The organism is Leptospira alstonii serovar Sichuan str. 79601 (assembly GCF_000347175.1).
GTDB lineage: Bacteria > Spirochaetota > Leptospiria > Leptospirales > Leptospiraceae > Leptospira > Leptospira alstonii.
This window is the reverse complement of the sequence record NZ_ANIK01000045.1, coordinates 47,439-60,254: the sequence shown is the minus strand read 5'-3', so window position 1 is coordinate 60,254 and position 12,816 is coordinate 47,439. Positions and strand designations below refer to the sequence as shown.

Genomic DNA, 12,816 nt, shown 5'->3' with positions numbered 1-12,816 from the left:
AATATTAAAGATTCTGAATAGAGTTTTTTTCCGATTTAAAGCCGGGAAAACTGAGTTCTAGGCCCTTGGTTTCCGCGTTTTCTATCACGCTGCAAAGCATCGGGATGATGGTCATTCTATTTTCGTTGAATACGATCACCTTACCTCGGAACTTTTCTATCTGCTCTCCGATATAATCCTGTTTGACCACAGGAGCAACTACTAAAGAAGTTTCCGGTTTTATTCCGCGAAAGAAAAGATGGTTGTTGGAATTCGTCGAAACGAGAAATATACTCGTCTTTTCCAATTCATCCAATTCCATCAAAAGATTTTCATAGTAGTACTGAAAAGATATCAGATAACCGTCGGCCGAATCGCGTAAAATCTGCCCGCGCCGATAGAGATCGATCCACTGAATCATTTTTTGGACGGTATCTTTGTTGACTTGCAGAACTTCCTGAATGTTGCCGATAAGCGGACTGATTTCGAGTTTTCTAAAATCCGTAAGACATTGATAAATCAGTTCCCACCATTTTTTGATTTCCACCGAATCGTCAGGGTTGTTCGGAATGTATTTTCCCAAAGAATGATGCTGATGGTCGCTGAAGATAATTCCACCGACAATTTTGGAAAATTCTTCAAAAGAAAAAATCAAAGACCGGATCAGTTCAAAGGAAGATTCGGCTTCTTCCTTTTGTTTTTGAATGAAGTTATAGTACGAAGCCGCAATGTTTGAAGGGTAAAAATTCGAAATAAGAGAAGGATTGATGATCTTTTGAATCGGTTTCCCCTTGGTCGGATCCACCATCACTTGTTGATTCGGAATTCCGTGAAGTGAATAGTTTGTCCACGTAAGATCGTTCGTATCGAAAATTCTTCTCGCGTATTCTTTCGCTAAAAAAAGCGATTCTCCGATACTTTTATCGCTGAACAGATACGTATAAAACTGAATTGTAAAATCGATCGTATTTTGATTATCGATGATTTCCCAGTTGGTTCCGATAAAACTTTTAATCCCGGACATCAAAAAAGCTCCGGCAAAGTTGTTCATCAAATCGGAATTGAGAGTTCTGGACGCGTTTGAATTGGACTGACAAGAATTGGAAAAAACCAAGTCGGTATTGAATCCCGAATTTTTAATCTCCCTCGCTTTTAGGATTTTGCCTTCGGAGATTTGCCATCCGTTTTCCAAAGGATCGTCCGAAAAATAAAGATGCCCGGAATAGTGAATGATGTTCTTACCTTTGATCAAAGAAAGCAATTTCAATTTTGTTACTTGTCTTCCTCCGATAAATTCGATTTCCAATCGGGAAGGAGAAACTTTTGCGCTTAGGACCTTAAAAAGCTGCTCCCCTTCTTTCTGAGCCCATTCCAAATCTTCCGTCGGATCCGCTACGATGAGCATTCTTAATTTTTCTTTTTCTTTAAAAGCGTTTTGGCTCGATTCTCCTCGAACCGTTTTGCCGATGAAAAATTTATCCGATAAGAAACAGGTCCCGTCGTGCAGAAGTTCCCACGGAATCACTCCTAGTTTAGGATCCATATTCAAATGAAGGTATTTTTCCGTAGTGAGCCTCAGTTTTTCTTGAATCGGCGCGGGGAAAAACTGATCGTAGAAAGTTTCTCCGAGGATTTTCAACTCGTGAAGAATTTCGGTTTCCAAAGTTTTGTGACTCATTCCTTTGGAATTTACCGCATTGGATACACGAACTAAATTTTCAATTTCTTTAATATACTCTAAGATAAGGTCTTCGTCGATCGTGGATTGTATATGGGATTCGGACCCGCTTCCCGACGTATCTAAAATGTTGAATACGTTTATACTTCCGACTCTATCTATAATTAGTTTCAGCATAGCTAAAAATCCAGGATCAAATTATAACACGGGAACGTTTTTTCCAGAAAACTTTTTGTTTGGAAAAATAAAAAGGAAATTCCTTTCTAGGAACTTCGGTATCACACAGCGTTGGAAATTTTTTTCCGGAAAGCCGTTTTCCGGTATTAGGCTTCCAAAAGAATGAAAAGATCCAAGGATTTGGAGTTTTCTTTCCCTTGAAATTCTACCGTATATTTTCCTTCTCTTAGACCCGAGAAGTTAGCGATCCCTTCGTTATTGAATTGGTTGGAAAGAATAAATCTTGTGTCCTTATAAAGATTCACTCTTTGAAACGAATCCGCATCCGGAGATTCGATCTTAACGCTTAAAAACGCGGTTTCAGGAGTTTCTTGAACCAATTGATACGTAAATTTCGAGTTATCGAGAATTTTTTCTTCAAAGACAACGAATTCGGAAGGATCCTTGGTTAAAGCCGAACGCATGGAAGGCGCGTAGTCAACTCTTGTGTTGATTTGAAGAGATTCTACGAGACTTTCAAAGATCCGGGCCCCGGACTTTCCCAGCTTTACCACGATGGACTCCTTTGCGGGGGACTTCCTCGCAAGTTCCAATGAAACATAACGTTTCAGATATTCCGGAATGTCTTTCGTTAAATAACCGGTTAAATCCGCCTTTTGCAAATCGATCGCTTCCTGAAGTTCGGAAAATTTTCCCTTTTTAGAAGCTTGGTCTAGATACGATAAGGTAGAAGCGCTGATACCGGCCTGGATCGATTCTTCTATTTGAATCAGTTGATTCTGCAGTTTTATATCTGTATCTGCATCGGCTCCCTCTCCGTTTAAAAGCGAGAGCATAAGCTCGTTTATTTGGTTCATATCAGATCCCGAATCCATTTTAGTTCTCCAATAGCATAAAAAGACGGAATTTTTTAAAATTCCAAATCACTAAAATCCAGCTTTTTCTGAATTTTTTCAATTAAACGGAGTAAAGTGACACTTACGTTCCCTTCCGAAATACCGATTAATTCCGCGACTTCACGGTAAGGGGTTCTCGCCAAAAAATGTCCCTTCTTTTTCTTTTCCAAAAGTCTCTTACGTTGTTCGTATTTTTTTTTCAAAGCGTGAGAGGTTTTGTCCACTTCCATAGGAAGAATAGGCGCGATCTTTGCCGTATTTTGCTGCTTTTCCTTTAGTTCGAGAATATTCAGATAAAGAGAAGTAATTTTGTCTTCCATCCTAATATTCTCTTCTTCCCGATTGGAAAGTTCCGACCGGAGTTGAAGAATTTTTTCTTTAAGCGTGTTCGGGGATAATCCCGTTTTTTCCAGAAGATACTGAACTTCGTCTTCGTTTAGGTTTAAATAATAAATGTAGGAAAGTTTGAAAATGACCCGTTTATCGACTCCGATTTCTTCCAAGGCCTGATTGAATCGATCGGAAAATTCGCTCGCTTCTTCCTGCATTGTCGGACGCGTATCCGGTTCGTCCTCAATAGTCGCGTATTCTTTTCCTTCTTTGCTGATTTTTCCGAGATTGGTAACTTTAAGTTCTCGTTTGGTCCTTTGCCAATCGATCAACATATTCCTAAGAACCGAATAGAACCAGGTTCTAAAGCTGGATTTTCCCTTAAAACTTCCGAAACGAGATCCGGTTTTTAATCTTTCAAACGCATAGATAAAAAAATCCCCGGCATCGTCTTCGCTCAGATGAAAGATCTTCATCGGGAAATTGTAGATATCTTCCGAATAGATTTCGAAGAATTGTCTGAGCGCTTCTTCTTCTCCATCTCCACATCGAGAAACGAGATCTAGGGTTTTATCTTTTGACAAATTCATTTTGTATAAGTTACTTGCACTTAGGTTTGGGTCCTGAATGAAAAGATTTCTCCTTATCGCCGTCTGGACCGCGTTCCATCTCAGCATGGAAGCGGAAAATAATAAAGTAATAAATTATCTCGTCCCCGTCAAAACCGATCAGCTGGAAAACAAAATCACCTCGACTTTTGGAGAATCCAGGGGGGATCACTTTCACAACGGATTGGATATCTCTTCCGTAAACGAACCCGTCGTTGCAATGGCGGACGGAAAAGTTTTGTACAGTCGTTATACGGAAGATCATCCTTTCGAGGACGAACTGGGAACGGGGAATTCGGTTTGGTTGGACCATGGGTCCGGAAATTTTACGGCCTATTACCACTTGAAAGATGGCAGGATTTCTAAATTATTAAAACCTGATGGAGTCAAAGCCGGTGATAAAATCGGAGTCACGGGCAATTCCGGTCACTCAAGCGGAGCCCACCTCCACTTTGTTGTACTTCGAAAATACGGGCTCGAAATTCTGGATCCTTTGAAATTTCTTTCTCCGATTCCGGACAGCGCCGCTCCCGAAATTTCAAGTCTGCTCGTTCATGTAAATGGAAAATTTACAAACATCAACGACGGGGATAATATCAATCTTTCGAGGGAATTTCCATTTACGGTTTCAATCGTGGATGCGGGAGAAAAAAAATCCCAAAGAAGGGGAATCACCATGGTTCAGTATTTTCTGAACGGGGAAACGCTTCGATCCGCCGATTTCGGGGCTTTACAATATTCCGCTTCCGAATGGAAGAATCCGGACGGATTTTCCTTTACGAATCTTTATCATAAGGATCAGTATTTGATCGGAAATCTGAATTTGAAGTCCGGCGAAAATACGATCAAGGTAATCGCTCGGGATTTCAGAGGGAACGTCAACGAAAGAAGTTTTACTTTCTACGTTAGTCGTCTTTGATTATCCGACGTTACCAGTAATCTGATTCTTATTGATCGGTTTGATTTGTTCGCCGACGGAATAAAAGACGGTGCGATCTCCCAAAAGATCCGCCAACCGGAAAAAGAGCTCGTTGATCGGTTGGATGGAATACGCGTCGTGAGCTCGGATCACTTGTTTTTCTTCCTGGTTTTCGACGATGTGAAAGTAAACGGAAGATTCTCCCTTATAACAGGCAAGTAACGCGTACAGTTTCGGAATCAGTTCCGGATCTTCGGTATGTCTTTCTTCGAGACGAAGGTGAAGCGATTTTTCAAGTTTATCTTCGATCGTAGCGTCGTCTAAAATTTCGATGCTGTTGACTTTAACCTGTCCGCGGAGTTCCGTGTCCCCCACTTCAATTTTGTCCAAGTCTCCCTTGATAAAGATCGCTTGGTCTTCCTTTATAAATTCCTTATATTTCTGATACGTTTTTGCGAACGCGACACATTCGATCTCTCCGGTTCTGTCTTCGAGTTTGAAGTTCGCGAATTCTTCGTTTCGTTTACTAAGTTTGACGTTTTTGGAAGAAATCACTCCCGCGACTTCCACCTTGGTTCCGGATTTCAGGTCATCGAATTTTTCGATCGGAATCGTCCTTAAACTTTTGAGCTGTTTCTCGTATTTATCGAGCGGGTGACCGGAAAGATAAATACCGGCTATCGCTTTTTCGCGTCTTAACTTTTCGTCGATTTCCCATTCGAGCGCGTCCTTCGGAAGATTGAGTGTGAAAGAACTTTCCTCTCCTCCAAAAAGGGAGAACTGTCCTTCTTTTGTTCTCTCCTGTTCCTTTTGAGCAAAAGTAAGAATGGAGTCCACGGATTCAAAAAGACATTTACGAGTATAGCCGAAAGAATCCAAAGCACCCGCTTGAATCAAAGCTTCGAAAACTTTTTTATTGATCAATCTCGTATCTATGTTGAGAGCAAAACCTTGAAGTGTTTTAAAACTTTCAGCCTTCGTTCTTGCTTCGATGATACTGTTTGCCGCGGTCTCGCCCACACCTTTCATCGCGGAAAGTCCGAAACGAATCGTGGTATCGTCGATGACGCTAAAAGAAGCTTGTGATTCGGAAACGTCGGGATTGAGAATTCGAATTCCCATCTCTCTCGCATTGTTGATATACTTCACTATATCGGTTGTTTTACCGTGATCGGACGCAAGAAGCGCGGTGAGATATTCGATCGTATAATTCGCTTTTAAATAAGCGGTTTGATAAGTGATGATCGCGTAGGCTACGGAGTGGGATTTGTTGAATCCGTAACCGCCGAATCTTTCCAATTGTTCGAAGATATCCTTGGCGACTTTTTCTTGAGTCCCTTGTTTCACCGCTCCTTCTACGAACTGGCCTTTTAGCTTTTCCATAAGGTCGGCTTTTTTCTTCGCCATTGCCTTACGCAACATGTCCGAATCTCCGACCGAAAATCCTCCGACAACGCGGGAAATACTCATCACCTGTTCTTGATAAACGGGAACTCCGAAAGTTTCTTTCAAGATCGACTCGCAGGAAGGATGCGGATACGTGACTTGTTTTCTTCCGGATTTACGATCCAAGTATTCGTCCAACATCCCTTCACCCATAGGACCCGGACGATACAACGCGATCAAGGCCACGATCTCGTCGAAGTTGCTTACCTGGCTTTTCGCAACAAGATCGGTGATTCCGGTGGATTCCAACTGAAAGATACCGAGTGTGTTCGCTTTTCTTAAAAGTGCGTATGTGTTCGCATCATCGTAAGAGATTTCGTCGAGATTGATTCGAATCCCTCTTCTTTGTTCGATGAGTTTGATCGCGTAGTCGAGGGTCGTTAAGTTTTTCAGACCCAAGATATCCATCTTGATCAGACCGATGCTTTCCAAGTTGTTCTTATCGTACTGAGTTACGATGGATCGAAAACCCGGCCTTTCTTTTTCTGCGACCGTAGAAAGCGGAACGACTTCTTCCAATGGATAAGGAGAAATTACGACACCGGCCGCGTGTCTTCCGGGCTGACGATAGTTTCCCTCAAGCCTTTGAGCGATCGCAAAGATCTTATGATTGATATCGTCTTTTTCGGAAAAGTTTTTCAGCTCGGAAGAAGTTGTAAGCGCTTCCGCGATGGACATCCCGAGTTTATTCGGGAAAGCTTTCGTCATTTCGTTCGCTTCCCCGAAAGGAAGATTCAAGACGCGCGCAACGTCCTTGAGAGCCGCTTTTGCAGCGAGAGAATTGAACGTGATGATCTGACCGACTCGTTCTTCCCCGTATCTTCTACGGATATAATTGATGACTTCCTCCCGTCTTTCCACGCAAAAGTCCGTATCGATATCGGGCATGTCCTTACGATCCGGATTCAAAAATCTTTCAAAGAGGAGATTGTGTTGGAGCGGCTCTACGTTCGTGATCCCGAGCGCGTAGGCTACGATGGAACCGGCCGCGGAACCCCTTCCCGGACCGACGGGGATTCCGCTTCTTTTTGCGTAATTGATATAATCCTGAACGATCAAGAAATAACCGGCAAACTTCATATTCTTGATCGTATTGAGTTCGAAAACGACCCGGTCTTTGATTTCCGGAGAAAGATTCGGATACTTTCTTGCGATTCCTTCCCAGATCAGTTTTTCAAGATAAGAATCCGCGTCGTATCCGTCCGGAACCTCGAATTCCGGAAGAAGATAATTTCCGAATTGAAGTTTCAAATTTACTTTATTACTGATTTCTAATGTATTATGGAACGCCTCCGGAATTTCCGGAAAAATCCTCGCCATTTCGTCCGGACTTTTAACGTAGAATTCTCCGTTAAAGCCGAATTCCATCGGATCCGTAATACGTTTTTGCATTCCGATTCTGAGAAGAATATCCTGTGCTTCTTGGTCGTTCTTTTTTAAAAAGTGAGAATCGTTCGTAACGACGAGAGGAATCCCGCTTCTTTTTCCGAAGTCGTGAATTTGTTTTGCCACGGTCATCTGTTCTGGAATTCCATGATTTTGAATTTCCATGTAGAAATCTTCTTTGCGGAAAATCTCGTTTAATTTTCCGGCCAACTGAAAGGACTCGTCTATCTTTCCCTCCAAAATCTTTCGATTGACTTCTCCCGCGAGGCAAGCCGTTAAACAGACAAGACCGTTGCTGTGTTTGTCGAGAAGATCGTAATCGATTCTCGCTTTTTTATAAAAACCTTCCGTGTAGGATTTGCTGGAAAGACGTATTAGATTTTTGTAACCTTCTTCGTTTTTCGCGAGAAGGATGAGATGGTATGCGCTTCCGTCCGCGATCTTAACGACTTCTGTTTCTTGTTTGCGGTTGGGAGAAACGTAAAACTCGCTGCCGATGATCGGCTTAACACCCTGTTTAATCGCCTCGTTGTAAAATTCAACGGCGCCGAACATGTTTCCGTGGTCGGTCATCGCAACCGATGACATACCTTGCTCTTTGACGTGCTGCATCAATTCTTTGATACGAATGGCCCCGTCGAGCATGGAATAAGTCGTGTGCAGATGTAAGTGAGCGAAATCCTGCATTATAAGGGACATAATAGAATTTTGGTGAACCCGACGTCAAGAGTCTAATCGACGGAAATCTATTGGTTAGACAGAATTCTTAAACTTTTATAAGAAGAGAAATTTCCATTCGAACATGGAAAATGGAAGCGCGGATTTGGATCAAAAAACAAGCGGTCTGACTGAAGATCTTATAAATGTTTTTTCTTTGGTGCGACTTTTGAAAGCGTTTTATCGTTCTTGCTACAAAGAGAAATTTTAGCAAAAGGGTTCAAATTCACGGCACGGGATCCAATTTTTCAAACAAACTTCGGAAAGCTTTCCCGGAAAGAAAATTCTAACTTTGATCGCAAAGTCAAAGATACTATCAATTGAAAATCCGGAACGATAAATCCTGATTCTGACATCAAGACCTATCCTATGAAAACGAAACCGTTTATCCTTTCGGAGGCAACGGTCCTAACTTTTCTAAAAGCATTTGATTGACCAACTCCGGATCGGCCTTCCCTTTAGAAACCTTCATCACATAGCCTACGATGGCGCCTAACGCGCGATCTTTTCCGCTTTTGTATTTGGAAACCGCGTCTTCGTTGTTCGCAATCGCTTCGTCCACGATCCTTTCGATTTCCTTATCGTCCCGGACCACGATCAGATTTTTTTCGGTTACAATCGTCTCCGCTTCTTTGTCCGATGTGAGGAGTTCTTCAAAAACCGTCTTTGCGATCTTGCCTGAAATTTTACCGTCCGCGATCAGCTTTACGAGTCCGCCGATTCTTTCCGCAGAAACAGAAAATTCTGATATTGTAATACTTTCTTTGTTTACGATTCCGAGGACTTCATCCTTAACCCAGTTGGAGGTTTTTTTGGCGTCTCCGGAAACTTTCAGAGCGTCCTCAAAGTAATCGGCGATTTCCCTTTCGGCGGTCAAAACTTCCGCGTCGTATTTCGGAAGACCTAACTTCTCCACAAAACGATTTTTTCTTTCGTTCGGAAGTTCGGGAAGTTTAGCACGAACCGATTCCACAGTTTCTTTTTGAAGAATGATTACGGGCAGATCCGGATCCGGAAAGTAACGATAATCGTGACTCATCTCTTTCGTTCTCATCGTTACGGTTTTGTTGGCGACGGAATCCCAGAGTTTGGTCTGTTGTTGGAAAGTTTTTCCTTCCAAGGCCATTTCGGTTTGCCATTCCACTTCGTAGTCGATCGCGGCTTTGACCGCTTTGAAAGAATTGAGATTTTTAATTTCGACTCTGGTTCCGAATTTATCCGAACCTTTCGGACGGATCGAAACGTTTGCGTCGCAACGAAGGGAGCCCTCTTCCATATTACAATCCGAAACTCGAATGTATTTTAAAACCGCTTTTAAAGAATTGAGATAATAATAAGCTTCGTCCGAGGAACGCATGTCCGGTTCCGAAACGATTTCAATCAGAGGAGTTCCCGCTCTGTTTAAGTCCACATAAGATTGAGGAACGTTCGGGTCCGCCGAATGAATCAGTTTCCCGGCATCCTCTTCCATATGAATCCGGGTCAAACGCACATAACGTGTAGATTCTTCCCCTTTGATCGTAAACGTAACTCCTCCTCCGGTGCAGATCGGTTTATCAAACTGAGAGATTTGATAACCTTTCGGAAGATCGGGATAAAAATAATTCTTACGATCGAATTTAGTAAAAAGAGTGATGTCGCATCCGAATGCAAGCCCGGCCATGATCGCTTTTTCCAAAACGGCTTCGTTGAGAACGGGAAGGGCGCCCGGCAATCCCAAACAAACGGGATTGGTCTGAGAGTTCGGAGGAGAACCGAACTTCGTCGCACTTGTAGAGAATATTTTCGATTCCGTGTTGAGCTGTGCGTGAACTTCCAGCCCGATGATGGTTTCAAATTCTGCCAACTGTATCTCCTTTTCCGGATTGTCATCCAAAACCGATTGAGGATTCTTATCCCTAATCCTTGGAGAACGATCTCTAAATGTAGTCTCGAGAAATCGGAATCTACGGGCAACGGATTTTTTATGAAACAGATCCTCTGTATTGCAAACCAGAAAGGCGGAGTCGGTAAAACGACAACGGCGGTGCATCTTGCTTTTGGATTGGCTCTCAACGGAGAACGAGTCGTCCTATTGGATTTGGACGCTCAAGGAAATGCTACCTCCGTTTTTATCGACGAGAATTCTCTTTCTTTGAACAAGGATGAGGGAAGAGAAAAAAGTCTTTATAGAATTTTTAGGGACGGGGGCGATGTCCGAGAAGTTTTGATTCCGACTCGAATTCAAGGTTTAAAGATCGCGCCGTCTCATTCGTCCCTTGCGGAAGTGGACGTGATGCTTTCGGGAAAGATCGACGGTTTTTTTCATCTCCGAGATTCATTAGAAACGATCAAGAATGAGTTCGACTATGTGATCATCGATTGTCCACCGAGTCTTTCCATGATCACTCTCAATGCGTTCGTCGCATCGACGGGCTTGCTCGTTCCTTTACAGGTTTCTAAATTTTCCCTGGATGGAATCGAATCTATTTTGGAAGCTCATAAGAATACCGTAAAACGATTCAATCCGTCTCTGAAAGTTTTAGGCGCGGTGCTTACGATGTTCAATCCGAGAACGACTCTTTCTCAAACTCTCGAACCCATGATCGAACCTTACTTGAAATTATTTTCTTCCAGAATCCCTCCCGCAGTCAGCGTGGAAGAGGCTCACATGATGAAACAAACTCTCTTTGAATACCAGCCGAAAGGGAAAGCGACAAAATCCTATCAAGGCCTTGTAGAAGAGGTTTTGGCACTTGGCTAAAAAGGATCTTTTAAAACAAGCCGCCGGAGCGCACGTTCGAAAAACTTTAGGCGGAGAAACTCCCCAGAGTGAATCTGTGCTTTCTCCTTCTTCATCCGAGTCAAAAAATCTTTCCCTTAAAGAATCCGCGAAAGATGATTTGCTTCGCTCCGAAGAATCAAAATCCGTATCTTCGAAAGAATTTGTCTCATCGGAAAAAACAAATCCTCAAGAGGAATACGATTCATTCGTTTCTGTGCGAGAAGATTTTTCTTCCCAAATTCACTCGGATAAAAACGAACCGTCCTCACAAACCGAAAGTAATTCTTCATTGAAAACCGATAAACCTGAGAATTCTCCGATTCGGAATTCATCCTCTTCCGAGGCAAGAGAGGAAAAACATTTGCCCAAAAAGAACCACCTTCACAGGATAAGCAGTGTCATGAGATTGGAAGACTATACAAAACCGGAATCCCCCGAACGAGAAGGCTCCTCGCGTTTTTTGAAAATTGCCGGAGTGATTCTTTTGGCGATTGCCATTTGGTTTTTCTGGCCCGCAAAACACGAAATCTATATGGACATCGATAAGATGACTCCCGAAAAAGTTTCCGGAATGAGTTCTCAAAAAGAATACCATTTCTCTCATGGACAAGACTTCTTCGTCTATTACAAAAAGGGTTGGTCCACTCCTAAGAAGGTTCGGCTTACCATTTATCGAACGGACGGCGGGAAGGAAGAATTTTCGGTTCAAGAAAAAGACTTTCGTAAGAATTTCGAGAAGTTTCAAACTTACTACGACGATACTTTTTTCGATCAACCAGGTACTTACGAAGTGGAAATCCGCGACGAAGACGAAGAATTGCTCGTAAATAAAAAGTTTACCATTGATTGAGCTCCGCAAACGATCGGGTACATAATAAAAACCGAATGAACTCTAAGTCTATTTTTTTCCTCGGAAGGATTTCCGTTCTTTCATCCAAAAGCGCCGTTGTATTTTTTACGTTCGCTTTTTTCTTTTCTTGTCTAAAGGAGTCGCTTCCCGTAGGAATTCCGGCCGGTGCAAAGTTTCAAAAAGAATTCAACACATACGTACTTTCCGAATCCGGCAGAAGAAGGGTTTATTACGACAACGGAAAAATTTATCAAGACTGTTCCATAAACGAACTTGGGCTGGAGAACGGTCTTTGCAGATTCTATTCCAAATACGAGGACCGTATATTAGCAAAAGGGTTCTTTGAAAACGGAATACGTAGGGGGGAATGGATCTGGAACTTCGACAACGGTAATCTATATATCCGCCAGAATTTCGGAAGCGGCCCCCGTAAACCCGAAGTGATGATGAGCGGAGACGAAGGAAACGAAGAAGGCCTTTACGAAAGATTCTACGAAAACGGCCGAGTCGAACTCAAGGGAAAATATACGGAAGGTTACAGAAACGATCTCTGGCAGAAATATTTTCCGGACGGAGAACTGGAATACACCGGCTATTACAAAAACGGACAGAAAGTGAGAACTTGGTTTTATTATTATCCCACGCATAAAACGGAAGCAATCGAGGTTTTCGACGAGAACGGAAATTTTCTTTCCAGAACCACGTATCTTCCGGACGGAACGATCAATTGTAAAACCAACAAGGGTTCCGAGTCCGTGTGTCAGACTTCTTCCAAACAATAAAATCGTGAGGACAATCTTCGGAATTTTTTTTCTTCTCGTAGTCTATCTCAGCGTTTATTTTTCACTGACCGTTTTTAATCTTTGGATTCTGCTTTCCACATTTTCAGCGGTTCATATAGGACTCTTTCAGACGTTTCGAGAATATCTGAACGTAAAGTTTTATCTATTCCTTGCAATTCTTCATTTGTTTATCGTTGTTTGTCTGAATCTTTATTTCAGACAAGTAGGTTGAAAAGATTATGAAAGAGAAATATACGGGAGATTTTCAGAATCTCCCGTATATA

General features: G+C 42.4%; 10 protein-coding genes. 5 read left to right on the top strand and 5 right to left on the bottom strand.

The features are described 5' to 3' along the window. Nucleotides 1-4: 4 nt before the first annotated feature. The 3 genes from LEP1GSC194_RS10315 to LEP1GSC194_RS10305 form a co-directional block, all read right to left on the bottom strand. On the bottom strand, nucleotides 5-1,834 hold the full coding sequence (locus LEP1GSC194_RS10315) for a CHAT domain-containing protein (protein WP_020773521.1): 1,830 nt from the start codon (nucleotides 1,832-1,834) through the stop codon (nucleotides 5-7). Nucleotides 1,835-1,980: 146 nt separating this feature from the next. Further along, on the bottom strand, nucleotides 1,981-2,709 hold the full coding sequence (locus LEP1GSC194_RS10310) for a hypothetical protein (RefSeq protein WP_020773507.1): 729 nt from the start codon (nucleotides 2,707-2,709) through the stop codon (nucleotides 1,981-1,983). Between the two features lie 35 nt (nucleotides 2,710-2,744). Next, nucleotides 2,745-3,650: an RNA polymerase sigma factor gene (locus LEP1GSC194_RS10305; protein ID WP_036042191.1), complete on the bottom strand. Its 906-nt coding sequence runs from the start codon at nucleotides 3,648-3,650 to the stop codon at nucleotides 2,745-2,747. A 37-nt stretch (nucleotides 3,651-3,687) separates the two neighbouring features. On the opposite strand from LEP1GSC194_RS10305, the gene LEP1GSC194_RS10300 reads away from it, so the two are divergent. Continuing rightward, a complete protein-coding gene (locus tag LEP1GSC194_RS10300) occupies nucleotides 3,688-4,587 on the top strand; it encodes a M23 family metallopeptidase (RefSeq protein WP_017808189.1) in 900 nt (299 codons plus the stop codon). Here the strand turns inward: LEP1GSC194_RS10300 and dnaE are convergent, their stop codons facing one another. After that, complete coding sequence (gene dnaE, locus LEP1GSC194_RS10295; RefSeq protein ID WP_081605080.1) at nucleotides 4,588-8,106, bottom strand: DNA polymerase III subunit alpha; 3,519 nt, start codon at nucleotides 8,104-8,106, stop codon at nucleotides 4,588-4,590. It abuts the gene before it with no gap. Nucleotides 8,107-8,521: 415 nt separating this feature from the next. Continuing rightward, nucleotides 8,522-9,982 (bottom strand): Asp-tRNA(Asn)/Glu-tRNA(Gln) amidotransferase subunit GatB, encoded by a 1,461-nt coding sequence (gene gatB, locus LEP1GSC194_RS10290; protein WP_020773560.1) that lies wholly within the window; start codon nucleotides 9,980-9,982, stop codon nucleotides 8,522-8,524. A 120-nt stretch (nucleotides 9,983-10,102) separates the two neighbouring features. Between gatB and LEP1GSC194_RS10285 the strand changes: the two genes are divergently transcribed. Genes LEP1GSC194_RS10285 through LEP1GSC194_RS10270 form a run of 4 tightly spaced genes read left to right on the top strand, consistent with a single transcriptional unit; the run spans nucleotide 10,103 to nucleotide 12,764 of the window. Continuing rightward, a complete protein-coding gene (locus LEP1GSC194_RS10285; RefSeq protein WP_020773480.1) occupies nucleotides 10,103-10,879 on the top strand; it encodes a ParA family protein in 777 nt (258 codons plus the stop codon). Then, nucleotides 10,872-11,750: a hypothetical protein gene (locus tag LEP1GSC194_RS10280; protein WP_020773485.1), complete on the top strand. Its 879-nt coding sequence runs from the start codon at nucleotides 10,872-10,874 to the stop codon at nucleotides 11,748-11,750. Before LEP1GSC194_RS10285 ends, LEP1GSC194_RS10280 begins: the two co-directional genes overlap by 8 nt. A gap of 35 nt (nucleotides 11,751-11,785) precedes the next feature. Further along, a complete protein-coding gene (locus LEP1GSC194_RS10275) occupies nucleotides 11,786-12,532 on the top strand; it encodes a toxin-antitoxin system YwqK family antitoxin (RefSeq protein ID WP_021064288.1) in 747 nt (248 codons plus the stop codon). Nucleotides 12,533-12,536: 4 nt separating this feature from the next. Then, on the top strand, nucleotides 12,537-12,764 hold the full coding sequence (locus tag LEP1GSC194_RS10270) for a hypothetical protein (protein ID WP_020773546.1): 228 nt from the start codon (nucleotides 12,537-12,539) through the stop codon (nucleotides 12,762-12,764). Nucleotides 12,765-12,816: the final 52 nt, after the last annotated feature.